General features: G+C 69.9%; 24 protein-coding genes and 2 pseudogenes. 15 read left to right on the forward strand and 11 right to left on the reverse strand.

Annotated features, from left to right (window positions below; translation table 11 throughout):
• Positions 1 to 37: 37 nt before the first annotated feature.
• The 8 genes and pseudogenes from ACFVT2_RS33890 to ACFVT2_RS33925 all read left to right on the forward strand — a co-directional run.
• Positions 38 to 208 (forward strand): annotated as a pseudogene (locus ACFVT2_RS33890) (DUF4291 family protein); the annotation flags it as partial.
• A 358-nt stretch (positions 209 to 566) separates the two neighbouring features.
• Positions 567 to 932 carry a type VII secretion target gene (locus ACFVT2_RS33895; protein WP_390024254.1) on the forward strand — a complete coding sequence of 122 codons (366 nt, stop codon included), beginning with the start codon at positions 567 to 569 and terminating at the stop codon, positions 930 to 932.
• A gap of 6 nt (positions 933 to 938) precedes the next feature.
• Complete coding sequence (locus ACFVT2_RS33900; RefSeq protein WP_390024256.1) at positions 939 to 2,600, forward strand: alpha/beta hydrolase; 1,662 nt, start codon at positions 939 to 941, stop codon at positions 2,598 to 2,600.
• A 276-nt stretch (positions 2,601 to 2,876) separates the two neighbouring features.
• The gene (locus ACFVT2_RS33905; RefSeq protein WP_390024258.1) at positions 2,877 to 3,191 is read left to right on the forward strand and encodes a hypothetical protein; all 315 of its coding nucleotides are present in this window, start codon (positions 2,877 to 2,879) and stop codon (positions 3,189 to 3,191) included.
• A pseudogene (locus tag ACFVT2_RS33910) lies at positions 3,179 to 3,568 on the forward strand (hypothetical protein). Before ACFVT2_RS33905 ends, ACFVT2_RS33910 begins: the two are co-directional and overlap by 13 nt.
• 291 nt (positions 3,569 to 3,859) lie before the next feature.
• The gene (locus tag ACFVT2_RS33915; protein ID WP_390024260.1) at positions 3,860 to 4,468 is read left to right on the forward strand and encodes a DUF4291 domain-containing protein; all 609 of its coding nucleotides are present in this window, start codon (positions 3,860 to 3,862) and stop codon (positions 4,466 to 4,468) included.
• 99 nt (positions 4,469 to 4,567) lie between these two features.
• Positions 4,568 to 5,164 carry a lipoprotein gene (locus ACFVT2_RS33920; RefSeq protein WP_390024262.1) on the forward strand — a complete coding sequence of 199 codons (597 nt, stop codon included), beginning with the start codon at positions 4,568 to 4,570 and terminating at the stop codon, positions 5,162 to 5,164.
• A gap of 274 nt (positions 5,165 to 5,438) precedes the next feature.
• Complete coding sequence (locus ACFVT2_RS33925; protein WP_390024264.1) at positions 5,439 to 6,866, forward strand: alkaline phosphatase family protein; 1,428 nt, start codon at positions 5,439 to 5,441, stop codon at positions 6,864 to 6,866.
• A 125-nt stretch (positions 6,867 to 6,991) separates the two neighbouring features.
• Here the strand turns inward: ACFVT2_RS33925 and ccsB are convergent, their stop codons facing one another.
• The 7 genes from ccsB to hemL form a co-directional block, all read right to left on the reverse strand.
• Positions 6,992 to 8,071 carry a c-type cytochrome biogenesis protein CcsB gene (gene ccsB, locus ACFVT2_RS33930; protein WP_390024266.1) on the reverse strand — a complete coding sequence of 360 codons (1,080 nt, stop codon included), beginning with the start codon at positions 8,069 to 8,071 and terminating at the stop codon, positions 6,992 to 6,994.
• Positions 8,068 to 9,981, reverse strand: coding sequence for a cytochrome c biogenesis protein ResB (locus ACFVT2_RS33935; protein WP_390024268.1), 1,914 nt, complete (start codon positions 9,979 to 9,981; stop codon positions 8,068 to 8,070). Before ACFVT2_RS33935 ends, ccsB begins: the two co-directional genes overlap by 4 nt.
• Before the next feature lie 3 nt (positions 9,982 to 9,984).
• Positions 9,985 to 10,749, reverse strand: a complete 765-nt coding sequence (locus ACFVT2_RS33940) for a cytochrome c biogenesis CcdA family protein (protein ID WP_390024270.1) — start codon at positions 10,747 to 10,749, stop codon at positions 9,985 to 9,987.
• 4 nt (positions 10,750 to 10,753) lie between these two features.
• Positions 10,754 to 11,368 carry a TlpA family protein disulfide reductase gene (locus ACFVT2_RS33945; protein ID WP_390024272.1) on the reverse strand — a complete coding sequence of 205 codons (615 nt, stop codon included), beginning with the start codon at positions 11,366 to 11,368 and terminating at the stop codon, positions 10,754 to 10,756.
• A gap of 145 nt (positions 11,369 to 11,513) precedes the next feature.
• Positions 11,514 to 12,734, reverse strand: coding sequence for a hypothetical protein (locus ACFVT2_RS33950; protein WP_390024274.1), 1,221 nt, complete (start codon positions 12,732 to 12,734; stop codon positions 11,514 to 11,516).
• 146 nt (positions 12,735 to 12,880) lie between these two features.
• A complete protein-coding gene (locus tag ACFVT2_RS33955; RefSeq protein ID WP_390024339.1) occupies positions 12,881 to 13,576 on the reverse strand; it encodes a histidine phosphatase family protein in 696 nt (231 codons plus the stop codon).
• 35 nt (positions 13,577 to 13,611) lie between these two features.
• Complete coding sequence (hemL, locus tag ACFVT2_RS33960) at positions 13,612 to 14,937, reverse strand: glutamate-1-semialdehyde 2,1-aminomutase (RefSeq protein ID WP_390024276.1); 1,326 nt, start codon at positions 14,935 to 14,937, stop codon at positions 13,612 to 13,614.
• A 317-nt stretch (positions 14,938 to 15,254) separates the two neighbouring features.
• Here hemL and ACFVT2_RS33965 point away from each other — a divergent pair, with 317 nt between their 5' ends.
• Positions 15,255 to 15,848 carry a hypothetical protein gene (locus ACFVT2_RS33965; RefSeq protein ID WP_390024341.1) on the forward strand — a complete coding sequence of 198 codons (594 nt, stop codon included), beginning with the start codon at positions 15,255 to 15,257 and terminating at the stop codon, positions 15,846 to 15,848.
• A gap of 128 nt (positions 15,849 to 15,976) precedes the next feature.
• Here the strand turns inward: ACFVT2_RS33965 and ACFVT2_RS33970 are convergent, their stop codons facing one another.
• Entirely contained in the window at positions 15,977 to 16,711 is a 735-nt protein-coding gene (locus ACFVT2_RS33970; protein ID WP_390024278.1) for an SDR family NAD(P)-dependent oxidoreductase, read from the reverse strand.
• A gap of 329 nt (positions 16,712 to 17,040) precedes the next feature.
• Entirely contained in the window at positions 17,041 to 17,568 is a 528-nt protein-coding gene (locus ACFVT2_RS33975) for a cupin domain-containing protein (protein WP_390024280.1), read from the reverse strand.
• Between the two features lie 138 nt (positions 17,569 to 17,706).
• Here ACFVT2_RS33975 and ACFVT2_RS33980 point away from each other — a divergent pair, with 138 nt between their 5' ends.
• Complete coding sequence (locus ACFVT2_RS33980; protein WP_390024282.1) at positions 17,707 to 18,111, forward strand: MazG-like family protein; 405 nt, start codon at positions 17,707 to 17,709, stop codon at positions 18,109 to 18,111.
• 176 nt (positions 18,112 to 18,287) lie between these two features.
• Here the strand turns inward: ACFVT2_RS33980 and ACFVT2_RS33985 are convergent, their stop codons facing one another.
• Positions 18,288 to 18,809: a TetR family transcriptional regulator gene (locus ACFVT2_RS33985; protein WP_390024343.1), complete on the reverse strand. Its 522-nt coding sequence runs from the start codon at positions 18,807 to 18,809 to the stop codon at positions 18,288 to 18,290.
• A gap of 313 nt (positions 18,810 to 19,122) precedes the next feature.
• Between ACFVT2_RS33985 and ACFVT2_RS33990 the strand changes: the two genes are divergently transcribed.
• The 4 genes from ACFVT2_RS33990 (at position 19,123) to ACFVT2_RS34005 (ending at position 23,779) form a co-directional block, all read left to right on the forward strand.
• Positions 19,123 to 20,853 (forward strand): FAD-dependent oxidoreductase, encoded by a 1,731-nt coding sequence (locus ACFVT2_RS33990; protein ID WP_390024284.1) that lies wholly within the window; start codon positions 19,123 to 19,125, stop codon positions 20,851 to 20,853.
• A 409-nt stretch (positions 20,854 to 21,262) separates the two neighbouring features.
• Complete coding sequence (locus tag ACFVT2_RS33995) at positions 21,263 to 21,598, forward strand: YnfA family protein (RefSeq protein ID WP_390024286.1); 336 nt, start codon at positions 21,263 to 21,265, stop codon at positions 21,596 to 21,598.
• A gap of 314 nt (positions 21,599 to 21,912) precedes the next feature.
• Complete coding sequence (locus ACFVT2_RS34000; RefSeq protein ID WP_390024288.1) at positions 21,913 to 22,680, forward strand: SDR family NAD(P)-dependent oxidoreductase; 768 nt, start codon at positions 21,913 to 21,915, stop codon at positions 22,678 to 22,680.
• Between the two features lie 163 nt (positions 22,681 to 22,843).
• Complete coding sequence (locus ACFVT2_RS34005) at positions 22,844 to 23,779, forward strand: DUF2306 domain-containing protein (RefSeq protein ID WP_390024290.1); 936 nt, start codon at positions 22,844 to 22,846, stop codon at positions 23,777 to 23,779.
• A 77-nt stretch (positions 23,780 to 23,856) separates the two neighbouring features.
• On the opposite strand, the gene ACFVT2_RS34010 is transcribed toward ACFVT2_RS34005, so the two are convergent.
• Positions 23,857 to 25,050, reverse strand: coding sequence for an RtcB family protein (locus tag ACFVT2_RS34010; protein WP_390024292.1), 1,194 nt, complete (start codon positions 25,048 to 25,050; stop codon positions 23,857 to 23,859).
• Positions 25,051 to 25,212: 162 nt separating this feature from the next.
• Between ACFVT2_RS34010 and ACFVT2_RS34015 the strand changes: the two genes are divergently transcribed.
• Positions 25,213 to 26,130 (forward strand): hypothetical protein, encoded by a 918-nt coding sequence (locus ACFVT2_RS34015; RefSeq protein ID WP_390024294.1) that lies wholly within the window; start codon positions 25,213 to 25,215, stop codon positions 26,128 to 26,130.
• Positions 26,131 to 26,135 lie beyond the last annotated feature (5 nt).

Raw genomic sequence — 26,135 nt, forward strand, 5'->3', positions numbered from 1 at the left:
TGGCCCGCGGCGTGCGGGCTCGGCAGGATGAGCCGGCATGAGCACCGGCACCACCGCCCCTGAGCCGCCCTGCCGCATCCGGGCGCTGCACACCGCGGACACCGTCACCGTCTACCAGGCGTACGCACCGTCCCTGGGTCTGCCCGCCGCGCGGGACGGCCGGTTCCCCGCCGCCTGGAAACGCGACCGGATGACGTGGATCAAGCCGCGCTCCCCGCGAGACCACGCCACCTTCTGAACGGGACAGAAGGTGATGGGGGCTTTTCCTCCGAATGACTATGAGCAGCTACAGCGGCCAGGGGATCGACAACTGCATTGAGTTCGCGGATGGCCCCGCCGCCACCGTCCGGACCGCGACAACAAGAACCCGGTCCGATACTGCTCTTCACATCCGTTGCCTGGTCACACTTCATGGGCACGTGAAGGCCGACTGAAACAAGATTGGCCGGATTTCGCGCGGTTGAGGTGAGTTCTGAAGCCATCCCGTAGGGTGACTGTCCACTCCTGGGGGCGCTTGACAATGCCCCCTTACGGACACCGGAGTACACGGGGAATCGGGGGGAACTTTGTCGACCAACAAAGTCAATCCAACTGCGCTTCGCACGGCCGCTACCCATAGCGAAGAGATGCAAGCTGGCGTGGGAACTGCCCTTGGGAGCCTGAACGCACATCACCAGGGCATAACGGGGCAAGCAGAGGGTTTCGAATTCACTGGGGAACTGATGAGGACTCATCAGTCCTGGCATGAACGACTCAGCGATGTCCAGAAGGAGTGCGGAGAGGTCGCACGCTCACTCAGGGAGTCTGCGGACAACTACGAGAAGAACGACGAGGCAACCGCCCAGTCGTTCACCCGTCCTGCTGCTGGGAGCTCGGTCTCCGCCCGTCCAGCGATGCAAAGCGCCGCCCGCTTCGACAGCCCCTTTGGATAATTCCCAATGACACTGACCATACAAGACCTCCAGAACCTCCGCTTTTCCGCGCTGGAAGGCGCGAAGGAAGAATGGGCACAGATCACCCGTCGTCTCGGGGGATATAACGATCGAGTCGATGCATACATGCGCCGCCCGCTGGAGCATGAATGGTCCGGGGAGGCAGCCGATAAGGCACAGCAGCGCATGAGCAGGCTGGGGGAGAACTTCCAGTTCAGTGGCCAGGAATGCGCTCTGATCGAGACGACGCTGGACGGGGTCATCACGGAGCTGCGAGCGCAGCAGAAGTCACTCCATGAGGCATTCGATGAAGCCACCGAGAAGGGCTACAAAATCGCACCGACGGGCGAGGTCACCTACGCCGACGAGGGCGACATACCCACCGGAGACCCTGACGCTGGAGTGCCGACAAAAGAGCAGGAGCGGCGCGGCCTTGAGAACAGCATATTCTCCGTCTTGCGCAATGCCGCGGAGATAGACGCTCGCTATCGAGTCGCTCTGGCGAGATTGCGGGTCGGCCGAGGGCTTGCCGTGGACGGCCTAAAGTCGCAACGGGATGCCGCAGACATTTCTAAGATTGCGGGAGTGGCCGTTGGGCTTGAATCAACTCCCACGAAGGGTACAGACCCGAAGAAGGTCCGCGACTGGTGGAACGGCCTAAGCAGCGAAGAACAGGAGGAGCAGCTGGCGCTCAACCCGAGCGTCATTGGAAATCTCGACGGGATACCCGCAAGGACGCGCGACAAAGCCAATCGGGTTAACCTCGACAGGCTGATCGCTACGTATCCGGAGCCCGCGCCAGACGAGGTGAAGGATAAGCACGACGGCTTCAAAGCGATCAGAGACCGCTTGGCGGACGGCGATGGGAAAAAACCGGAACCGCTTCTGCTCGGCATCGGCCCGGAGGGGCAGGGACGAGCCATCCTGTCGTATGGGGATCCCGATACAGCAGACAACGTCGCCGCCTACGTGCCCGGCTTCAGTACCACACTTTCAGATGTGGGAGGAGAGGATGGAGGTCGCGCCGAGAATGTCTGGAACTCTGCGAATAAAGCAGACCATCAGCACAAAACAGCCTCGATTGTCTGGCTTGGATACGATGCACCGCAGGGCCCCGAAGTCTTAGACACGGAGCGTGGCAAGCAAGGCGGTGCGGACTTCGGGACATTTCTGGACGGCATCCAGGCAACTCACCAGGGAGACCGCCCACACGTAACGGCGATCGGGCACAGTTATGGGTCGTTCACGGTGGGTCAGGCAGCTCAGCGTGAGGGAGGAATCCCTGCCGACGACATCATCCTCGTAGGAAGCCCTGGGGCGGGGGCACAGAAGGCAGAGGATCTCGGGGTCGGCACAGGCCATGTGTGGGTGGGAGCGGCTGATAGCGATCCGATTACCCATGCGCCTTCCAAAACTGAAGCCGGCATCGGCGCCATTACCGGCCCTATTGGCGGCGGCATAGCCCACCTTGCCAATCCGCACGAATTGTGGTTCGGGCAGGATCCAGCCAGCAAGGAGTTCGGCGGAAATCGGTTCGGCGTCGCATATGGGAATCCGGGTGATTCCCATTCCAACTACTTTAAGCCTGAAGGTGGAGATTCACTGGATAACATGGGTGTGATTGTGACCGGCCATCCGGAGAAGGTCACCCTACAAGGACAGCGATAAAACATGATGAGTCGACGGAAGTTCCCCCCGTCAGTCGCCAGTGTGATGCTTGCAACCAGCTTCCTTGGCGGCTGTTCGGCCCTACCACGAGACACCGCAGAGCCGAACATTAATGTGAACCAGGCCGTCAATCAGGTCGACTCCATCCTGGATGGAACCGTCAACGCAGTACGCCCTCAGCTCAAATGGCGAGACGGTCCGGCTCAGATATCAGAGCGCAGAAATTCGTTCACGAACAAGGCGAATGGAGAAGTAGATGTTAGTAGATACCGCTACGTGCGCACCAAGGTATCGAAAGCAAAGTTGAACGAGCTTCTCACAGACATCACCAAATATTGGAGCAAGGAGGGATTCAAGATCAGCACCTCGAATCCCCGTGAGCCTTCATTTTCCGGCAAGACGGAAGATGGCCGCTTTGCCAAATTCTCGATGAGCAGCTTCGGCGACGTCGAATTCTATGTCAGTGCCGGCGCCCTATCTTCTGAGCGCAGTGGTGACATTAAAGGAAAGGAAGGCGACCAGTTCCCTAAGGCGCCCAATGGCGGCCCGGATTACACCCCAGATTTACAGGACTCCTACTGGTCCAAGTGACACCCACGCCGATGCACAGCGCGTACAAGCTGCTGACTGAGCCGGACGTCTGGCCGCCAGCGGACGTCGCCGTACTGGCTCCAGCCACGTTCAACACGATCAACCAGTGGGCCCTGGGATCACCGACAAGTTCATCGTGGGCTTCATCGCCGAGGCCATCGGTAAGGGGATCCCACTCGTGACAATGCCGTGTGTCAATGCTGCCTTCGTACAGCACACGCAGTTCGAGTGCAGCATCGAAGCTCTCCGCTCCATGAGCGTCCCGGGTGCTCTACGGCCCCGGAGGGTTCGTGCCGAACAAGCCCGGCGAAGGTCACCCCAACACCTACCCGTGGCACCTCGCACTGGAAGCGGCCGAGCAGGCTGTGACTCGATGAGCGAGCGTCGGCATGCGCGACATGAAGGCCATCACGACACCGGAGATGCAGGTGCTCAGCCGACGTGGGGGCCGCACTGCCAGCCCGAACGTCCGACCGCCGACCGAAGCTGGCCGACGCGGCGATATGCCCTTTGCAACCTCGTTACGGTCGTAACGAGGTCCGTGGCGGGGGTCGCGACTTCATTTCGGTTGAAACGAAGTCGAGGCTCCTCACGACGTCCCGCCCGGGCCCGCCGGTGACCGGTAATCTGGTGGCCCGCGGCGTGCGGGCTCGGCAGGATGAGCCGGCATGAGCACCGGCACCACCGCCCCTGAGCCGCCCTGCCGCATCCGGGCGCTGCACACCGAGGACACCGTCACCGTCTACCAGGCGTACGCACCGTCCCTGGGTCTGCCCGCCGCGCGGAACGGCCGGTTCCCCGCCGCCTGGAAACGCGACCGGATGACGTGGATCAAGCCGTCGTTCCTGTGGATGATGTACCGCTGCGGCTGGGGCACCAAGGCCGATCAGGAGACGGTTCTGGCCGTCGAGATCACCCGCGAGGGCTTCGACCGGGCGCTGGACCACGCATGCCTGTCGCACTACGTCCCGGGGCTCCACCCGGACCGCGCCGCCTGGCAGCGCGAGCTGCGCCGTTCGCCGGCCCGGGTCCAGTGGGACCCCGAGCGCGATCTGCACCTGAAGCCGCTCGGCCACCGCTCCCTCCAGCTCGGACTGTCCGGCGAGATGGCCCGGGCGTACGCGGACGAGTGGACCGTGGCGATCCGCGACGTGACGCCGCTGGCCCGGAAGGTCCATGCGCTGGTGCGCGCGGGCGAGGACCGGGCCGCCCGGGCGCTGCTCCCCGACGAGCAGCCGTATCCCGCGCCGGAGGCCGCCCTGGCGCGTCTGCGGTGACCGGGTACGTCCCCGGCATCGCCCTTGATCCGCTTGACGGGCGTCCGTTACCGTTCGCCGTTCTCGCGATGCCAAGAGAAAGCAAAGCAGGGGGTTCTGATGCGGAGACGGCTACGAGGGGTCCAGGGCCTGCTGGGCGCCGTGCTGCTGGCGGGGACGGTGGCCGGGTGCGGGGGCCGGGCCGCGTCGGACGGCGGCGGGGTCGTGTCGGTCGGCGCCCAGGGGTCGGGGTGTGCGCTGCCGATGACCTTCGAAGCGGAGAAGCGGTGGACGCGGAAGTCGGTCATGCCGACGTACGAGCCCTCGAAGTCTCCGCCGTTCTCCGTCGTGTGCCAGATCGACGCGGGGGGCGGGGCGAAGGGCACGCCGCAGCTCACCGTCTACCTTGCTGACCGACCGCTCGACGGCGGCCCGAAAGACATGATGGACGCCTTCAGGGGCGCGGGCCTGGCCAACTACGGCGAGTACGAAAGCGAGGAGCAGGTCAGGGAGACCAACGTCGGGTTCAGTTCCGCGGTGGAAGTGACCTACAAGCTGAGCCCTCCGGACGACCAGAAGCCCTGGAAGGTCACGCTCCTCCTGGTGCTGACACCCAAGGGGCCCATGGTGTTGGAGGTACGGGGACCCGGCAACCAGGAGCCCGCCCTCAAGGCGTACCAGCGCGCCAAATCCACCATGCAGCAGGTGCACTCCTGACACCGGCCGCCGCCCCTGCCCGGCACACGGGGGAACTCCGCGCGTAAGCGGCGTGTCCCCGTCAATCGCCACAAAGGCGTAGCCGGGGTGGTGCACGAGCCGTCGGGCGCTGCCTCATGTGGCGTACGAGGCGTAGGGCCGGTCGGCCAACTCTGGTCTGTTCATGGCCATTTGACTCAGCGTTCAGCAACCTCCCCCTGCCCGGGAAACTGCGCCACCGCCACAGTCGGGACGGCCCACCGAGGGCTTTCGCGACTCAGGGAGAGTGGCACATATGCCGAATATGACCCGACGCAGACTCCTCGGCTCGGCGGCCGGAGCGATCGGCGGCACCGCTGCGCTGTCGTTGCTGCCGCCCAGCGTCCAGAAGGCCGTCGCGGCCGGCCCGCCGCGACACGGTTCGCTGCGCGACATCGAGCACGTCGTTCTGCTGATGCAGGAGAACCGTTCTTTCGATCACTACTTCGGCACCCTGCGCGGCGTCCGCGGCTTCAACGACCCGGACGCGCTCACCCTCTCCACCGGCCGGTCCGTCTTCTACCAGCCGGACCCGGAGAACCCCGACGGCTACCTGCTGCCGTTCCGCCTCGACACCCACACCTCCAGCGCCCAGGCCATCCCGTCCACCAGCCACGCCTGGTCGGTCCAGCACGAGGCGTGGAACGGCGGCAAGATGGACCGCTGGCTGCCCGCGCACCGCAAGGCCGACGGGGTCAACGGCCCGTACGTGATGGGCTACCACAGCCGCGCGGACATCCCCTTCCAGTTCGCCCTCGCCGAGGCGTTCACCCTCTGCGACAACTACTTCTGCTCGGTCTTCGGGCCCACCTGGCCCAACCGGCTGTACTGGATGACCGGCACCCTCGACCCGGGCGGCACCCTCGGCGGCCCGGTCCTCAACAACACCGCGCCCAAGCCGTACCGCTGGAAAACGTACGCGGAGCGGCTTCAGGCGGCCGGCATCAGCTGGAAGGTGTACCAGGAGGAGGACGACTACGGCTGCAACCTGCTGGAGCAGTTCCAGACGTTCCGGGACGCCAAGCCGGGCAGCGCGCTGTACGAGAAGGGGGTGCGGCCGGGGCCGGCGGGTGCCTTCGAGGAGGACGCCCGCAACGACCGGCTGCCGGCGGTCTCCTGGATCATCCCCACCAGCTACCAGTCGGAGCACCCGGACTACCTGCCGGCCGCCGGCGCGGACTTCGTGGCCAAGAAGATCGAGGCGATCGCCTCGAACCCCAAGGTGTGGGCCAAGACCGCCTTCATCCTGAACTACGACGAGAACGACGGCCTCTTCGACCATGTGCCGCCGCCGGTGCCGCCCGCGGGGGCCAAGGACGAGTTCGTCGGCGGTCTGCCGATCGGGGCCGGGTTCCGGGTGCCCTGCCTGATCGTCTCTCCCTGGACGGTGGGCGGCTGGGCGGCCGGCGACGCCTTCGACCACACCTCGGTGTTGCAGTTCCTGGAGCGGTTCACGGGCGTGACGGAGCCCAACATCAGCGACTGGCGGCGGTCCACGTTCGGCGATCTGACCTCGGCGTTCGGCTTCCGTTCGGCGGCGCACCACCCGCCGCGGCTGCCGCGGGACACCGCCGAGAAGCTGGCCGAGGCCCAGTGGGAGGTGGCGCACCTGCCCAAGCCGACGCTGCCGGGGGCGGCCCAGAAGCCGCCGCGGCAGGAGCACGGCCGGCGCAAGCGTCGCTGAGGTGCGGCCGCGGCTCCCGTAGGAGCGGCGCGGAACGCTCCCGTACACACGACGGTGCCGCACGGACCGGCCCTCGATGAGGGGCCAGGTCCGTACGGCACCGGTGTGTCGCGGTTCGGGCGGGCTCAGACGCCGGCGTAGGAGTGCAGGCCGGTGACGAAGATGTTCACGATGAAGTAGTTGAAGAGGTAGCAGACGAAGGCGATCACACCCAGCCAGGCGGCCTTGCGGCCCTTCCAGCCGACGGTGGCGCGGGCGTGCAGGTAGCAGGCGTAGGCGACCCAGGTGATGAAGGACCAGACCTCCTTGGGGTCCCAGCCCCAGTAGCGGCCCCAGGCGGCCTCGGCCCAGATGGCGCCCGCGATGATGGTGAACGTCCACAGCGGGAAGACGGTGGCGTTGACCCGGTAGGCGAACTTGTCGAGCGAGGCGGCCGAGGGCAGCCGCTCCAGGACCGAGGTGGCGAAGGCGCCGGGCTGCGGGCCGTCCGGGTCGGCGAGCTTGGCCTCGTAGCGGTCGCGGAAGAGGAAGAGCAGGCTCGCAACCGCACCGAGGTAGAGCACCGCGCCGGAGAGGATCGCGCAGGAGACGTGGATCCACAGCCAGTACGAGTGCAGCGCCGGCACCAGCTGGTCGCTGGCGGTGTACAGGACGCTGACGGCCAGGCCCAGGTCGAGCAGGACGGTGGTGACCAGCGGCAGGCCGAGCCAGCGGACGTTCTTCTTGAGCAGCAGCAGGACCAGGTAGGCCGTCACCGCGGCCCCGCCCAGGGTCGTGGAGAACTCGTACATGTTGCCCCAGGGGGCGCGCTGCACGGACACGGCGCGGGTGACGATGCCGCCGACGTGCAGCGCCCATGCCAGGACGGTCAGCGAGATCGCGATCCGGCCGTAGAGGTCGCCCTTCTCGGTGCCGCCGTGCGCGCCGGGGCCGTCGGGGACGTCAGGGCCGCCGGCCGCGGTCCGGGTGACGACCTTGGGGCGCTCCAGGACGGCGGTGCCGCCCTTCTGCCTGGTCTGGACAGGGGCCGCGGCGGCGACCTGGGTGGTCAGGGCGGCGGCGGTCCGGCCGACCTTGCTGCGGCTGCCGAACACCCACTCGGCCATGTGGGCGACGAAGGCGAGGGTGTAGATGGCCATCGCCGAATAGACCAGCACATTGCTGTTGTGAGCCAGTGTCTCGTTGGCTGCGGCAGCGAGATTCACGCGCGCGCTCCTTCGGAGGGGTCAGCAGGATCGGCAGAGTCGGTCGGCTCCGTCGGGTCTTCGGCGGACGGGGTGGAGTCGTCCGGGTCGTCCGGGTCATCCGACTCGTCCGGCTCTTCCGCGTCGTCCGGCTCGTCCGGGGAGGGCGCGGCGGCGAGCGGCGCGCTCGGGGTCAGCGCGGCCGCGAGGGCGGCGAGTTCCTCCGCCACCCGGGCCGATTCGCTGCGGCCGAGGCCGGCCATCTCGACGACGGTGACGCCGTTCGCACCGTGCTCGCCGTGCTCGCCGTGCTCGCCGTTCGCACCGGATCGCTCCGCGCGGATCCAGACCCGTCGCCGCTGGATGAACAGCGAGCCGGCGAGGCCGAGCAGCGCGCAGACCGCGCCGGTCAGGGCGAGGCCGTTGCCGGGCTGGTGGGTGATCTTGAAGCTGGCCCAGGTCTTGATGCCCTCGAAGGTGATGGAGCCCTGGCCGCCCGGGAGGTTCATCGTCGACTCGGCGTCGATCTCCTGGGGCGTCAGCTTGGCGCCGGCGTGGCCGAGCATCTGCGCCGCCCGGTCCTTGGGCAGCAGCATCTTCTTGAAGATGTCGCCGCCGGCGTCCATGTACTGCTTCAGCCGCTTGGTGTCGAGCTGGTAGACGTTCTGCGGCAGGCCGGAGTCCAGGCCGAGGTCGCCGTGCCAGGCGTTCACCGACAGGACGGGGAAGTCCGGGGCGGGGAACTGGGAGAACATCGACCCGGAGTTCTTACCGCCGAAGGTCGGGACGAACAGCGCCTGGAAGCCGAGCTGGTTGCGTGCGCCGTCCTTGGTCTGCGCGCCCGGGACCTTCACCACGCCGGAGGAGGTGAAGTTCTTGGGGTCCTGCGGGAGGAACGGCACCGCACCGTGGTAGACGACCTTGCCGCGGCCGTCCTTGACGGTGACGACCGGTGCGTAGCCGTGGGAGAGCAGGTAGACCTTGTTGCCGGCGATGTCGAGCGGGGTGTTCACCTCGATCGACTTCTTGTGCTCGGTGCCGTCCGCGCCGGTGAAGTAGGTGATGTTGGCGCGGAAGGTGCGGGGGGTGCCCTTCTGCGGGCCGGTCCGCTCGTAGGTCGCGTCGAACGAGTCCATGGTGAAGCCGAACGGCGCCATGGTGTCGGTGTCGAAGAACGGGCCGGAGGAGAAGTCGTCGTACTGGGTGAGGCTGTTGGAGAAGCCGTCGCCTTCGGTGATCAGCTTGCCGCCCTCGGACTTCCACAGGCCGCCGACGGCGAACGCCACCAGCATCACGATCAGCGCGACGTGGAAGAGGAGGTTGCCGGCCTCGCGCAGATAGCCCTTCTCGGAGGCGACCGCGGTGTCCACCCGGCGGACCCGGAAGCGCCGCTTCTTGAGCATCCGCTCGGCGGCGGCGAGGACCTCCTCGGGCGCCGCCTCGGTGTACCAGGTGGTGTACGCGGGCAGCCGGGTGAGCCGGCGGGGGGCGGCCGGCGGGCGGCCGCGGAGCTGGCCGATGAACTGCCAGGCGCGCGGCACGATGCAGCCGATCAGCGAGATGAACAGCAGCAGGTAGATCGCCGAGAACCAGACCGAGCTGTAGACGTGGAACATCCCCAGCTTGTCGTAGACCTCGCCGAGGGTTTCGTGCTTGGCCTTGAACGCGTCGACCTTGACCGGGTCGATGCTGGTCTGCGGGATCAGCGAGCCGGGGATCGCACCGATGGACAGCAGGAACAGCAGCAGCAGCGCCACCCGCATGGAGGTCAGTTGGCGCCAGAACCAGCGCACCCAGCCGACCGGGCCGAGTGAGGGGAGGGAGACGTCCTCTTTGGGGGCGGTGGAGAGCTGGGATCCGGCGGTGCCGAGATCACCGTCCTGGTCGGCGGTGGCGCCCGGCTCGTCCGTGGTGTCGGTCTTGGTGGACATCAATCAGATCCCAACGGTGATGCTTTGCGTCCAGCTCTGTAGCTGGGACATCAGACTGTCCCAGACGCCGGTGACGAGGAGGACGCCGAGGGCGATCATCATGCCGCCGCCGGCCCTCATCACCCAGACGTAGTGCCGCTTGACCCAGCCGAAGGCGCCCAGCACCCGGCGGAAGGCGAGCGCCGCCGCGATGAACGGCAGCCCCAGGCCCAGGCAGTACGCCACGGTCAGCAGCGCGCCGCGGCCGGCGCTGGCGTCGTAGAAGGAGAGGGTGTTGACGGCGGTGAGGGTGGGGCCGAGGCAGGGCGTCCAGCCGACGCCGAAGAGCACGCCGAGGATCGGCGCGCCGGCCAGCCCCATCGTGGGCTTCTTGTGGAACCGCAGCTCGCGCTGGCCGAACCGCTTCAGGACACCGGCGAAGGCCAGCCCGAGCAGGATCATCAGCACGCCCAGGACGCGCGAGATGACGTCCTTGTAGTCCTGGAGGGTCTTGCCGAAGAAGCCGAAGAGGGCGCCGCCGGAGACGAAGACGGCGGTGAAGCCGAGGACGAAGAGCAGGGCACCGGCCAGCATCCGGCCGCGCCGGGCCTCGGCGAGGTCGGTGCCGGTGACCCCGGTGACGTACGACATGTAGCCCGGGACGAGGGGCAGGACGCAGGGCGAGAAGAAGGAGACCAGGCCGGCGAAGAGGGCCACCGGGATGGCCGCGATCAGGGCGCCGGTGAGGACGGTCTGGTTCTCCGCGGCGTTGGCGGCGAGCGCGATCACGCGATCACTTCTCGGCGATCAGCGGGTCGACCATCTTGCGCAGGTCGTCCTCGGCGAGCGGGCCGATCGAGCGCGCGGCGATCCGGCCGTGCCGGTCGATGGCGATCGTGGACGGGATCGACTGCGGGTTGAGGCTGCCCTTGGGGAAGCGCAGCATCAGCTTGCCGGTCGGGTCGTACAGGCTCGGGTAGGGCACCTTGTGCTGTTCCTCGAACTCGGTGGCCTGCGACTTCTCGGCGTCGCGGGTGTTGATCCCGATGAACTGGACGCCCTTGTCCTTGTCCTCGTTCGCGACCTTGGCGAAGTTGGGGGCCTCGGCGATGCAGGGGCCGCACCACGATCCCCACACGTTGATGATGACGACCTTGCCCTTGTAGTCGGCCACGTCCAGCTTCTTGCCGGCGGTGGTCTCTCCGGACAGGTCGGGCGCCGGCTGCCGCTCGTCGGGCTTGACGGTGTCGACGCCGTTCTTGCCCTGGACGAACCGGGTCTGCGCCGAGCCGCCGGAGGCACCGTCGCCGCAGGCGCTCAGCGTCAGCGAGGCGACCGCCGCTCCCGCGGCGAACAGGGCGAGACGGCGGCGACTGGTGAGGCGGCGGGGGGCCCGGCTTTCACTCATGTGAAAAGTTTCGCATGGGCCATTTGCGGATCTTCCGCGCCCCCCTCGCCCCGCCGCGCCCCGGACGAAGCGGCATGTCAGACCCTACGGAACGACAGCTTCCGGCGCGTCACCCGGGGCCGGCCCCTTGGGAGACGCCGGGTGGTCAGACCTCGGAGAGGTACGTCTTCCAGCCGCCGGCCGGCCGCTGCCCGACGGTCATCCGCTGGAGCTTGCGGACGATGCGGGGGTCCTGGGCGTCGAGCCAATCGGTGAACTGCCGGAAGGAGACCAGCCGGACGTCCTTGTTGCGTTCGTTGGCGATGTGCTTGAACGCTTCCTCGACGGCGTCCATGTAGATGCCGCCGTTCCACTGCTCGAAGTGGTTGCCGATGAAGAACGGCGCGCGGTTGGTCTCGTAGGCCCGGCGGAATCCGGAGATGTAGGCGTCGGCGGCCTGTCGGCGCCAGCCCGGGTAGTTGGCCGGCGGCGCCTTGGTGGAGTTCTTGGACTGGTTGGCCAGGATGTTGTAGTCCATCGAGAGCACCTCGAAGGAGTGGCCGGGGAAAGGTATCTGCTGGAGCGGGTAGTCCCAGATCCCCTGCTTCTTGCGGGGCCACATCTGGAGGCCGCCGGGCGAGCTCGCGTCGTAACGCCAGCCCAGTTGGCGGGCGGTGGGCAGCAGGTTCTCCTGGCCGAGCAGGCAGGGCGTCCGGCCGCCGACCAGTTCCTTGCCGTAGTCGAAGGGCAGCGGTTCGGCGTCGGTGAATCCGGTGTGCGTCCGCCACTTCGTGACGAAGCCCATGGCCTGGTCTATCTCGGACTGCCACTGGGCGGGCGTCCAGTGCTTCACGCTGCCCCGGCCGGAGCAGAAGTGGCCGTTGAAGTGGGTGCCTATCTCGTGGCCGTCGAGCCACGCCTGGCGCACGTTGCTCAAGGTCTCCCGTATGTGCCCGTCGCTGAGGTAGCCGATGTCGGAGGCGCCGGGCCGGTTGTTCGGCGGGAGGTAGAGGCGCTTCTTCTCCTCGGGCAGCAGGTACAGCCCGGAGAGGAAGAAGGTCATGGCCGCGCCGTGGTCCTCGGCGAGCTTGCGGAACCGGGGGAAGAGGCCGTTGCCGACCTCTCCCGCCCCGTCCCAGGAGAAGATCACGAACTGCGGCGGGGTCTGCCCCGGCTCCAGCCGCTCGGGCGCGCCGGGCTGGTGGGGCTGCTTACCGTAGTTGGCGGTCGAGCCGTCGCCTATGAGCTTGGGGCGGGCCGGCGCCGCGTTCTTGACCCGCTGCCCCTCCGCGCCGTCCTGCCCCGAGGCGGAGCACCCGGCGACGCCCAGAGCCGCGGCGGCCCCTGCTCCCATCCCCAGCAGGCCCCGCCGACTGATCGCGCCCATAGCGTCGTTCCCCATCCGTGCTCGACGACTCGATATCCATATAAACGGACATCGTTGTAGAGGGCATGTCGGACGGTGAGGTTCCGTGTTATTCGCTCATACTTTGCAATTCCGGCGAATTTGACATTCCGCCACGTGACGGCCTATCAGGCCCCGAAAGCCTTGGACTTCCCCTTGGCGGGTTTGGCGCCGGCCAGCAGGTGGGAGGGAACCAGGTCGCGCGCCGGCTCGCTGTACCCCACCGAGATGATCTCGTCGCCGTGGAAGGTGAACGAGGTCAGCGAGGCCAAGGTGCACTGCCGCTTCCGCGGGTCGTGCCACAGCCGCCGCCGCTCGGCGAAGCTGCGCACGATCCAGATCGGCAGCTGGTGACTGACTGCCACCGCCTCGTGCCCGCGGGCCGCGTCCCGGGCCGCGCCGAGCGCCGCCATCATCCGTACGACCTGCTCGATGTACGGCTCGCCCCACGAGGGCCGGAACGGATTGGTCAGGTACTTCCAGTTGCCCGGCTTCTTCAGCGCGCCGTCGCCCACTCCGAAGGTCTTGCCCTCGAAGACGTTGGCCGCCTCGATCAGCCGCGGGTCGGTGGCGATCTCCAGACCGTGCGCCCCGGCGATCGGCGCCGCGGTCTCCTGCGCACGCTCCAGCGGCGAGGCCACCACATGCGTGATGTCCCGTTCCGCGAGGTGCTCGGCGACCTGGTCGGCCATCTTCCGGCCCAGGTCGGAGAGGTGGTAGCCGGGCCGGCGCCCGTAGAGCACGCCCTCGGGGTTGTGGACCTCGCCGTGCCGCATCAGATGCACGACGGTGATCTCGTCGCCGCTCTTCTCGCCGCTGCTCATGTCATCCGTCTTCCGGTCCGCCCCACTCGTGCCGGTCATGCGGTGGCCTCGGCTGCGGCCCGGGCGGCGGCCGGCAGCGCGGCGGCGATCCGCTCGACGGCCGCGTCGTCGTGCGTGGTCGAGACGAACCAGGACTCGAACGCGGACGGCGGGAGGTAGACGCCCTGCGCCAGCATCGAGTGGAAGAAGGCGGTGAAGCGGAACGACTCCTGCGCCTTGGCCCTCTCGTAGTCCGTCACCTCGGCGTCCGTGAAGAACACCGAGAACATGTTCCCGGCGACCTGGAGCCGGTGCGCCACGCCCTCCTGGGCCAGCGCCGCGGTGACCAGCCCGCGGATCTCCGCGGAGACCGCGTCGACCTTCTCGTACGCGGCGTCGTCCAGCAGCCGCAGCTGCGCGACACCGGCGGCGGTGGCGATCGGGTTCCCGGAGAGCGTGCCCGCCTGGTAGACCGGCCCGGCCGGGGCGAGGTGGGCCATGACGTCCGCCCGCCCGCCGAAGGCCGCGGCCGGGAAGCCGCCGCCCATGACCTTGCCGAAGGTCATCAGGTCCGGGCGGACCCCGTCGATGCCGTACCAGCCGGCCTTGCTGACCCGGAAGCCGGTCATGACCTCGTCGGAGATGTACAGCGCGCCGTTCTCGGAACACAGGTCCGCGAGCCCCTGGTTGAAGCCCGGCAGCGGCGGGACGACGCCCATGTTGCCCGGCGACGCCTCGGTGATCACACAGGCGATCTCGCCCTCGTGCGCGGCGAACGCGGCACGGACGGCCGCCAGGTCGTTGTACGGCAGCACGATCGTGTCGCCGGCCTGCGCACCGGTCACCCCGGGAGTGTCCGGCAGCCCGAACGTCGCGACGCCCGAACCGGCCGCGGCCAGCAGCGCGTCCACGTGCCCGTGGTAGCAACCGGCGAACTTGATCACCTTGGCCCGGCCGGTGAAGCCGCGCGCCAGCCGGATCGCCGACATCGTCGCCTCGGTGCCGCTGGAGACCAGCCGCACCTGCTCGACCGGCGCGATCCGCGCCACGATCTCCTCGGCCAGCTCGACCTCGCCCGCACCGGGCGTCCCGAAGGACGTCCCGTGGGCGACCGCCTCCTGGACCGCGGCGATCACCTCGGGGTGCGAGTGGCCGAGGATCATCGGCCCCCACGAGCACACCAGGTCGACGTATTCCCGGCCATCGGCATCAGTGAGGTACGGACCGGCACCAGACACCATGAACCGGGGCGTACCGCCCACGGCCCGGAACGCCCGCACCGGAGAATTCACGCCGCCCGGCGTCACCACGGACGCACGGTCGAACAGCGACTGCGAAACAGGGGCTTCATACGGAAAAGACACTGTGATCCTGACCTGCATATACGGAGGAGGAGGGCGGCGGCGCGCGGACACGGCCCGGCTGACTGCGGTACCGGAATCACCCCGCGGACCACCCGGCCCACCACGCGATTCCGCTTCATTCCCTCTTGGTTTCTTTTTCGTTCCTCTCGCTCGCGACCGAGCCTCAGCCCCCGCGCGTCTGCAAAACTGGGGCGTCGTACGAGTAAGTCACGCAAGCAATGGTCTCAGAGGCGCACGGGGGCGTGCGGCCGGGCGTTTCACGCGCCGGTGACGGGGGAGTCTCTGAGACGATGATCGGGTTGCGCGGCTGGGGCTGCGAGTGGTCGGGTGGAGATATGCATCGCGGTGGCGAACTGGGCGAGGGAACCGATGACCGGGGTCCCGAGCGCGCCCAGCGCGGCCGTCACCGGCGCGAGGGCTCCGAGAACATCAGGGACGACCGGCACAAAAGCACCGAGAGCATTACGGGCGGGGAAAACAGGGGCGGCCGCATGGGGGTGACGTACAAATACTTCGGCGCCCCCAATGGCGCCACGGCTGCCCGAGTCCCCATCTCGATGCGCCCCGAGGAACTCGGCGGTGACGAACTCGGTATGGGCGGCATGTTCACCAAGATCAAGCCGGAGACGATGGCCGCCATGGTCCTCACCGGAATAGAGGGCATACCGCTGCACAAGGTTCCCCCGTTGGAACTGGTCGTGCTCCACCCCGACTACGCCGTCGTCAAGCTCCCCATGACCGTGGTCGACCCGCTGCGCGGCGTCGGCGAGGAGTCCGTCGGCGCGGCCGCCTTCATCTGGTCCACCGTCCCCGACCGCGGCGGCCCGCAGGACGCGTTCAGCGTCTACCAGCTCCTCCACGAGTGGCAGGACTTCTCGCACCGCCTCCACGAGGCGGGACACCAGGCGTACTGCCTGGTGTGGCCGTAAGGCGCCGGAGCGCTTCGGCGTGTGGCCGTAAGGCACCGGATCGTCCCGGCGGGTGACTGCAAGGGCGCCGGATCGCTTCGGTCCGGGCGGGGCACCGCCGAGGGCCGACGCCGCGCCGTCGGGCCGGCTCACCAGGTGGGACGGGCCGAGACGCCGCCGTCCACGACGAGGTTCTGGCCGGTGATCCAGGAGGCCATCGGCGAGGCGAGGAAAACGCAGGCGTCGCCGATGTCCTCGGGCCGCCCCAACCGCCCGGTGGGCGCGGCCCGTTGCCAGCGGCGCACCCCCTCCGGCCAGTCCTCCGCCAGTCCGGGCCGCTCGACCAGCCCCGGTGAGACGCTGTTGACGCGGATCCCGTACGGCCCGTACTCCAGCGCCGCCGCCCGGGCGTGCATCACCACCGCCGCCTTGGCCGCGCAGTAGTGGGCGTGGCCCGGCGCCGGGCGGTCCGCCTCGATCGAGGCGATGTGGGTCACCGATCCGCCGCCGCCCGCACGCAGCACCGGCACCGCGGCCTGGGTGCAGGCGAAGACGCTGTGCACGTTGGGGTCGGCGACGGCCCGCCAGTCGGCGAGCGACATCCCGGCCAGCTCCTGGGCGGGCTGCACCCCCGCGTTGTTGACCAGCGCGGTCAGTCGTCCCCGCCATCCGGCGGCCGCCGCCACCAGCCGGTGGCACTCCTCCTCCACCCCCAGCTCGGCGCGGAGCGCGAGGGCGCTCCCGCCGCCCCGCTCGATCTCCCCGGCCAGCGCCCGCGCGGCCGCACCGCCCGCCCGGTAGTGCACCACCACCGCCGCCCCGGCAGCGGCGAACCGCAACGCGATCCCCCGCCCGATCCCACCCGACGCCCCGGTGACCAGCACGACGTGCCCGCTGAGGTCGGGGAGGGAGGGGGCGGTGGAGGGACTGGACGGGCTGGAGGGAGCGGGGGGATTGGGGGGAATGGAGGGATTGAGGGGAGCCGGGCGGGTGGGGTGGGCGGGGGTGGTGTCTGCGGCGTGGCTGGTGGAGGTGGCGCCCGCTGGCTTCGTTGGGCGCTCGGGTGGCCTCGTTGGGCGCCCGCGTGGCTCTGTTGGGCGCTCGGGTGGCTTTGCTGGGCGCTCGGGCTGGCCGAATCGGCCCTGTTCACCGGCCAGTTCGGGAGTACCCATCACCCGTACGCCGTTCGGCTCATGAGGGGTCCGCACCACTGTCATGCCCGGCTCAGCGCCCCGATCCGCACCGCTTCCCGGGGAAACCGCGCGGCCAGCCGCCCGGCGTCCCCGTGCTCGTAGTCCGCGAAGGTGAAGCCGGGCGCCATCGTGCAGCCGAAGAGCGTCCAGGAGCCGCCGGCGGCGACCTCGGCGGCCATCCAGGTGCCGGCCGGAACCGTGAACTGCACGTGCTGGCCCCCCAGTACGTCCGGGCCGAGGACGACCGTACGGGCGGCGCCGGCGCGGCCCGTACGGTCGTCCTCGGGCAGCAGGAGCAGGGCGAGCGGGTCGCCCCGGTAGAAGTGCCAGATCTCGTCGGTCGGCAGCCGGTGCAGCGCGGAGAAGACGCCGGGCTCGGCGGTCAGCAGCATCACGACCGCCGACCCCTCGGGCCGGCCGTCCGGGCGATCCGGCCCGGCCCAGGTCCGCCGGTACCAGCCGCCCTCCTGGGGCAGCCGGGTCAACCCGTAGAACGCGATCAGCTCCTGCGGGAACCGGTCCCGCGGCATCGCGGGGTGCTCGTCCATCCGTCTGGCCGCCTTCCGCTCGTCCGCCGCGCCGATGCGGTGGTCGCCGGTGTGCCGGGCATCGCCTCTTGGCCGGTTGTCGCCTCACCCTAGGGGCGGAGGGGGCGCGGGCCGCGGAACGAGCGGCAGAATCGGGCCATGTCTGATCCCGTCGTCGCCTCCTCGGATCGCGTTCCGGATGCCAACTCCCCTTCTCTTGCCGGCCCTTCTGCCGCCGCCCCCACTGGCGCGGCCCCCTGGGACACCATCGATGCGCTCGTCGGGTGGCTCGACCGGGAGAGTGTGCTGCCGAAGGAGCAGGAACGGCTGCTACGCGTCCTGAAGCTCTCGGAGGAGGTGGGCGAGGCGGCCCAGGCCGTCATCGGGGCCACCGGGCAGAACCCTCGCAAGGGACACAGCCACACCTGGGACGACGTGCACGCCGAGCTGTGCGATGTGATCGTGACGGCGATGGTGGCCCTGCGGACGCTGACACCCGAGGCGCGGCAGGTCTTCGACGGGCACCTGCGGCGGATCGCGGGGCGGGGGCCGGGGGCGGGTTAACGGGGGCTGCCGCGACTCCGGCCTGAGGCGCCGGCGGCGTTGCCTGCGGTCGCGTTGCCGGCGAGCGCGTTGCCGTCAGGCGCGTCAGCGCCGCCCGTGCTCTCGCCCTGCGCGGTCGTCCGGCCCCCGTCCTTCGGCTGTTACGGCCGCCACGGCCGCCACGGCCGCCACGGCCGCTACGGCCGTTCCGCCGTCAGATAGCGCTGGACGGTGGGGGCCAGCCAGGCGACGAGTTCGTCGTGGCTGAGGTCGACGGCGGGTGCGACGCGCAGGACGTAGCGGCACAGCGCCATGCCCAGGATCTGCGACGCGACCAGGGCGGCGCGGGCCGGCACCTCCTCCGGCACCGTGCAGACCGCGTCGAGCATCGGCCGCGCCTGCGCGGCGAAGACCTGCCGCATGCGCTCCGCGCCCGCCTCATTGGTGACGCCGACGCGCATCATCCCGGTCAGCGTCTCGTCGCTCTCCCAGAGTTCGAGGAAGTGGCGCACGAGCCGGGCGCCCCGCTCCTCGGGCGGCACCTGCGTCAGGTCCGGGGCGCGCAGGTCGATCTCCGAGGCCGCCGCGAAGAGGCCCTCCTTGTTGCCGTAGTAGCGCATCACCATCGACGGGTCGATGCCCGCGTCCCGTGCGATGGCGCGGATGGTGGCGCGCTCGTAGCCCTCGGCGGCGAAGCGGTCCCGGGCGGCGTCGAGGATCGCGGCGCGGGTGGCGTCCGAGCGGCGGGGGCGGTGGTGGGAGCCGGCGTCGGGGGCCTCGGCGGCGACGGGCGGCGGACCGGCGTCGATCTCGGGGCTGACCGCCGGGGCGGGGCCACCGGAACGAGCGCCGCCACGGCCCTCGCTGCGGGCATCGGTACGGGCATCGGTACGAGCGCCGGAGGGGGTGGCGGAGGTATCGCGTTCGACCATGTCAACAACTGTAGGCCAACGAGCGTTGACACGCGAGTTGGGAGCGCCGTACGCTTGCCAACAAGCGTTGACCAACATGCGTTGGCAGGAGGCGGCAGCCATGGATGCCCTGAACCGCAAGCCAGGAGACACCAGCAACGACATCGACAGCGGCACGGCCGTCCGGCCGCCTGCCGGTGCCGGCACCGAGAGCGGCACGGCCGCACAGACCGGCATTGCCGCACAGGCCGGCGCGGGCAAGACCGACACCGGCAGAGCGCCCGAGAGCGCCGGCGCCACGTCCGCCGGCCAGGACGCGGACGTGATCGTCGTCGGCGCCGGCCCGACCGGTCTGCTGCTCGCCGGGGATCTCGCCGAGGCCGGTCTCGCCGTCACGCTCCTGGAGCGCCGCGACGGCACGACCAGCAATCTCAGCCGGGCACTCGCCGTGCACGCCCGTTCGCTGGAGCAGTTGGACGCCCGCGGGCTCGCCGACGAGCTGGTCGCCGGAGGCCACCGACTCCCCGGCCTCCAGGTGTTCGGGGGCGCGGTGCTCACCGCGGCCCGACTCCGCACCCGCTTCCCCTTCGTCCTGATAACGCCGCAGTACGAGGTCGAGCGGCTGCTGGCGCGGCGCGCGAGGCAGGCCGGCGTCACCTTCCGGTACGGGTCCGAGGTGCTGGGGCTCACCCAGGACGCGGACGGCGTGACGGTGCACCTCCGGGCGGCCGAAGGCGCGGCTGAGGATGCGGTCGGCGGCGCGGCCGAGGGCATTGGGAGCCTGCGCGCCGCCTATGTGGTCGGCGCCGATGGCGCCCGCAGTTTCGTCCGTGAGGCGGTCGGCCTGCCCTTCCCCGGCAGGGCGGTGGTCCGTTCCGTGGTCCTCGCCGATATCCGGCTGGCCCAGGCGCCCGACTCCCCCTTCACGCTCCGCGCCACCCGCGACGCCTTCGCACTGATCGCCTCGTTCGGTGACGGCTGGTACCGCGCCATCGGCTGGAACCGCCATGTGCAGGCCCCCGATGACGCACCCGCCGATCTCGACGAGGTCCGCGAGGTCACCCGGCTCGCCTTCGGCACCGACTACGGCATGCACGACGCCCGCTGGATCTCGCGCTTCCGCAGCGACGAGCGGCAGGCCCCCGCCTACCGCGTCGGCCGGGTCCTCCTCGCCGGTGACGCCGCGCACGTCCACTCCCCGGCCGGCGGCCAGGGGATGAACATCGGCCTCCAGGACGCGGCCAACCTCAGCTGGAAGCTGGCGGCCGTGGTGCGGGGCCACTCCCCCGACAGCCTGCTGGACAGCTATCAGGACGAGCGGCACCCGGTCGGCGAAGCGGTGCTGCGCAGCAGCGGCGCGATGGTCCGGCTCGCGCTGGTGCACTCCGCGGCGGGCCGGGCGCTGCGCGGTCTCAGTGTGCGGCTCTTGATGAGCCTGCGGCCGCTGTCCCGGCGGGCGATCGGCGGCGTCTCGGGTATCGACATCGCCTATCCGGCCGGGCCCGGTGCCCATCGGCTGGCCGGCCGGCGCGCTCCCGACCTCCACCTCGCCGGCGGCGGACGGCTCTATGACGCCCTGCGGCAGGGCAAGTTCGTCCTGATCACCCCTGAGGGCGAGTTGCCGGAGGACGCACCCCTGGCACCCGCGCCCGACCGGGTCGTCACCGCTTCGTGGGCGAGCGGACGCCGAACGGCCCTTCTGGTGCGCCCCGACGGCTATATCGCCTGGGCCACCGATGCCACCGCGCCCGCCGAGCGTGCCACGGCGCTCCGCACCGCCCTCGACCACTGGACCGGCACGACCCCCGCCCCCACCGCCGAACGGACCCTGCACTCCTCCGTACAGATATGAACCGCCGGGCGACCTGGGACCGGTAGGTCGAATCCCCGCGCGCCGAGCCGGAACAGCACGCCCCGAAGCGCCCCACCCCGAATCACCGTGCCCCGAACCGCCGGACACCGAACCGCCAGACACGAGCCACCAAGCACCGAAGCGCCAGACACCGAGAGACAGCGGACAGCGGACACCGGACACCGGAAACCGAGACGCTGGGCACCAAGGCGCTGGAGCACTGGCGGCGGGGCGCTGGCGGCGAGGGCGGGCGCTGCCGGCGAGGGCGAGGACGCTGGCAGCCGGGGCGCTGGCGGCAGGGCACCGATGCGCTGGGGGCCGGTGCAGCGGCGTGATCGGCGCCGCCCACGGCAGGCCGGTCGAGGCCCCGTCCTCGCCCGGCCCGACTCGGCTCCTTACGCTGAGCGGCATGCTCATCGCCCGTTCCGCAGCCCTGTTCGTCGTCGCCGCACTCTTCGAGATCGGCGGCGCCTGGCTGGTGTGGCAAGGGGTGCGGGAGCACCGGGGCTGGGCATGGATCGGCGTCGGGGTGATCGCCCTGGGCGTGTACGGCTTCGTGGCCACGCTCCAGTCGGACGCCCATTTCGGCCGGATCCTCGCCGCGTACGGCGGGGTGTTCGTCGCCGGGTCGCTGGTCTGGGGCATGGTCGCGGACGGCTACCGTCCCGACCGCTGGGACGTGATCGGCGCACTGGTCTGCCTGGTCGGTATGGCCGTGATCATGTACGCACCCCGCGGCCACTGAACCCGGTCGGCCGCGGGCCACGCCCCAGGCCGGGACCTCACGATCGACCGCCCCTCCGACCGCCAAACCGCCACTCCCCCTGCATATCCTGACCACGCACCCATCACCCGCACCACAACTCACGACCGCACCACCGCTCACGCAGCAGACCACCGCTCACGAGCCACACCACGGTTCACGAGCCTCACCACTACCCGTGAAGCGCAACACAGTTCACAAACCACTTCGCGGTCCGCGGGTTACACCTGCACCATGGCTCACGAGCCGCACCACGGCTCACTGTCCGCACACGCACCGCGTATAGGGAGAGCAGCATGACCGCCGACACCCCCGGCGTCCGTACCGCCGTCGTCACCGGAGCGAGCAGCGGCATCGGCGCCGCGACCGCACGGGCCCTGGCCGGCGCCGGCTACCGCGTCGTGCTCACCGCCCGCCGCAAGGACCGCATCGAGGCACTCGCCGCCGAGCTGCCGCACGCCGAGGCGTACGCGCTCGACGTCACCGACCGCGCCGCGGTGGACGCGTTCGCGCGCTCCCTCGACCGCTTCCCCTCCGTCGACGTCCTGGTCAACAACGCCGGCGGCGCGGTCGGCGCGGAGCCGGTGGCCACCGGTGATCCGGCCGACTGGCGCGCGATGTACGAGGTCAACGTGCTCGGCGTGCTCCACATGACCCAGGCGGTGCTGCCCGCGCTGACCGCCTCCGGCGACGGCACCGTCGTCGTCCTCTCCTCCACCGCCGGCCACGGGACGTACGAGGGCGGCGGCGGATACGTCGCCGCCAAGCACGGCGCCCACGTCATCGCCGAGACGCTCCGCCTGGAGCTGTGCGGCGAGCCGGTACGGGTGATCGAGGTGGCCCCGGGGATGGTCAAGACCGAGGAGTTCGCGACCACCCGGTTCCGCGGTGACGCCGGCAAGGCCGCCAAGGTCTACCAAGGCGTGGACGCACCGCTCACCGCGGAGGACGTCGCCGACACCATCGCCTGGGCGGTCACCCGCCCCCCGCACGTCAACATCGACCTGCTCGTCGTCCGGCCCAGGGCGCAGGCGTCCAACACCAAGGTGCACCGCAGTAGTTGAGAAGTCGGCGGGCGGCGGGCCGGTCACAACGGCCGGCCCGCCGCCCGCGTGCCCGGACGCCCCCGCCTCCGGATGACCACCCCGCGACAGGGGGCTTACGTACACCCCCTACCGGGTGTGCGGGCCCCGTGTCCCGGTCTCCCCACGCCACGACAGTGGACGCATGCCAACCACCCCGAGGTCCGCGTCCGCACCACCGGCCGTCCCCGCACCCGAGCCCGCACCCGAGCCCGAGCCCGTACCCACGCCCGAGTCCGCCCCCGCACCAACACCCGCGCCCACACCCGCCCACACCCCCGCCCCCGCATCCGTTGGCGCACGGCGTCGACGCCCCCGTACCGCCCTGTGGCTGGTCCCGCTCGCCGCGGTATCGCTGCTCATCACGGCGCAGGCGGTCGGCCCCTACCTCCCGCCCGACCTGCACACCAGCCGCGTCCCGCCGCGCAGCGAACTGCACTACGCGCTGCTGGTGGCGCACATCTTCACCGCCGCCGTCGCCGTGGTGACCGGCCTCGCCCAGTGCTGGCCCTGGCTGCGCCGCCGGCATCCCGCCGTCCACCGGTGGACCGGCCGGGTGTACTTGTTCGGCGGGGTCTTCCCGTCCGCCCTGATCGGCATCCCGGTCGTCTACTTCGTCCCACTGGGGCTGAGCAACCAACTGTCCCTAGGGGTGCTCGACGCGCTGTGGATCGTCACCGGTGTCGCCGGCTACCGCGCCGCACTCCCCCGAACGCGCACCAGCGGGGGGCACCCCCATCGCCGCTACGCCGACCACCGGGTGTGGATGATCCGCAATGTCGCGCTGACCCTGGTCGCGCTCACCTCGCGGATCATCCAACCCGTGGTCGAGCACCTCGTGGCGGCCCAACTCGCCGACCCGGTCGCGTACGCGGGCGACCCGCTCGCGGCCGGCCACGACATCGCCAGCACCTCGTCGTGGTGCGCGCTGCTCCTGAACCTGATCGCCGCCGAGTACCTGATCCAACGTCGGCGACCGGCCCGCCGCCGCCCCACGGGAGCGGGCGAGCAGACGGGCCACCGCAACCAGGAGGGCCGCACCCAGCGGACGCGAAGCGTCCAACAGCCGGAGGGTGCCTAGCCCCACCCCCTCCGACGCACCCCCACCCCGGTCCGACGTATCCCCACCCCGGCCGGCCCGGCCCCGCTCACCCCTTCTCACCCCTTCACGCACACCACCTGCTTGAGCTTGGCGACGACCTCCACCAGGTCCCGCTGCTGCTCCATGACCTTCTCGATCGGCTTGTACGCGCCGGGGATCTCGTCGACGACCCCGGAGTCCTTGCGGCACTCCACACCCCGCGTCTGCTCCTCCAGATCGCGCGTGGAGAAGCGCTTCTTCGCGGCGTTCCGGCTCATCTTGCGGCCGGCGCCGTGCGAGGCGGAGTTGAAGGACGCCGGGTTCCCCAGCCCACGGACGATGTACGAGCCGGTGCCCATCGAGCCGGGGATGATCCCGTACTCACCGCTGCCGGCCCGGATGGCGCCCTTACGGGTCACCAGCAGGTCCATGCCCTCGTAGGTCTCCTCCGCCACGTAGTTGTGGTGGCAGGAGATCACCGGCTCGAAGACCGGCCGGGCCTTGCGGAATTCCTTGCGGACGACGTCCTGGAACAGGGCCATCATCACTTCACGGTTGTGCCGGGCGTACTCCTGCGCCCAGAAGAGGTCGTTGCGGTACGCCGCCATCTGCGGGGTGTCCGCGATGAAGACGGCGAGGTCGCGGTCGACCAGCCCCTGGTTGTGCGGCAGCTTCTGGGCCTGCCCGATGTGGTAGTCGGCCAGCTCCTTGCCGATGTTGCGGGAGCCGGAGTGCAGCATCAGCCAGACCGCGCCGGTCTCGTCGAGGCAGAACTCGATGAAGTGGTTACCGGACCCCAGCGAACCCATCTGCTTGGCGGCCCGCTCGTGCCGGAACCTGACCGCCTCGGCCACCCCGTCGAAGCGCGCCCAGAAGTCGTCCCAGCCCGTGGCGCGGAATCCGTGCATCCGGCGCGGGTCGACCGGGTCCTCGTGCATCCCCCGGCCCACCGGAATCGCCTGCTCGATCTGGGAGCGCAGCCGGGACAGGTCGCCGGGCAGGTCGTTGGCGGTGAGCGAGGTCCTGACCGCGCTCATTCCACAGCCGATGTCCACGCCGACGGCGGCCGGGCAGACCGCACCGCGCATCGCGATGACCGAACCGACGGTGGCCCCCTTGCCGAAATGCACGTCCGGCATCACGGCCAGCCCCTTGATCCACGGAAGCGTGGCGACATTGCGCAGCTGCTGCATCGCGACGCCCTCGACCGTGGCCGGGTCGGTCCACATCCGGATCGGCACTTGGGCGCCGGGCACTTCGGTGTACGACATACCTGTCTCTTTCCCCCGGAAAACTGAAAAACGCAAAAGCCGGACAATGCGCCTGATCTTGGACAGCGGACCGGCGTTCACGGCGAAACGTGCGGTAGACATTGTGTCCACCGGCCGCCACTCGGCGGCAACCGCATTTCCGCAGGGAAGGAGCCGCGAACGATGCCGCGCAAATCGTTCGTACCCGGTGCCGCACTGCTGGTCACCGCGGCCCTCGCCGCCGGCCTGACCGGCTGCTCCGGCGGTTCCGCCACGGGCACCAGCGGCGGCGACGGCAAGGACGGCGACCCCACCGCCGCCAGCCAGTCCGCCCAGCCCGGGCGCTACCAGACCCTGCCGGAAGCCTGCGGCCTCCCGGCGCGCAGCACCCTCCGCGACATGCTGCCCGGCGACGGCCAGCCACTGTCGCCGGCGGACGCGCAGAAGATCTACGGCGGCCGGGCCGACATCACCTACGACACCGACCGCCGGGTCGGCTGCCAGTGGGCGCGGGAAACCACCGCGGGGACCCGCCACCTCACCCTCGACATCCAGCGCGTGGTCTCGTACAACACCGCGATCAGCGACGACGACCGGGCGCAGGAGCTCTACCTCACCAAGGAGCGGGCCGCCAAGATCCCGCCCGCCGACTCCGGCACCCCCTCGCCCCCGGCCGGCCCGACGGACACGACCAAGGACCAGCAGAAGCCGACGGACGGCGCCACGAGCACGGACGGCAGCAAGGACGGCGCCGCCGGCGGGAAGAAGGCGGACGGTGCCACGGCCGCGGCCACCCCGCCGGCCACCGTGTCCCCGAGCCCCTCCGACCCCGCGAGCGACTCCGCGTTCGGCCCCGGCGGCCCGCTCGCCCCGCGCATCCTGGACGGCGTCGGCGACGCGGCCTTCCTCAACGACCAGCTGATCACCGCGGACTCCGGTGTGCACCGTGACATCACTGTGGTCTTTCGCACGTCGAACGTCATCGTGACGATCACCTACGACCAGTGGTCCACGGACAAGACGCGGCTGCCGGAAAGCCAGGAACTGCAGGACAAGGCCCGTTCCCTGGCCGGCGAACTGGCCGACAGCCTCAGCGAATAACCCCA

This window comes from Streptomyces sp. NPDC058000, from assembly GCF_042886435.1.
GTDB lineage: Bacteria > Actinomycetota > Actinomycetes > Streptomycetales > Streptomycetaceae > Streptomyces.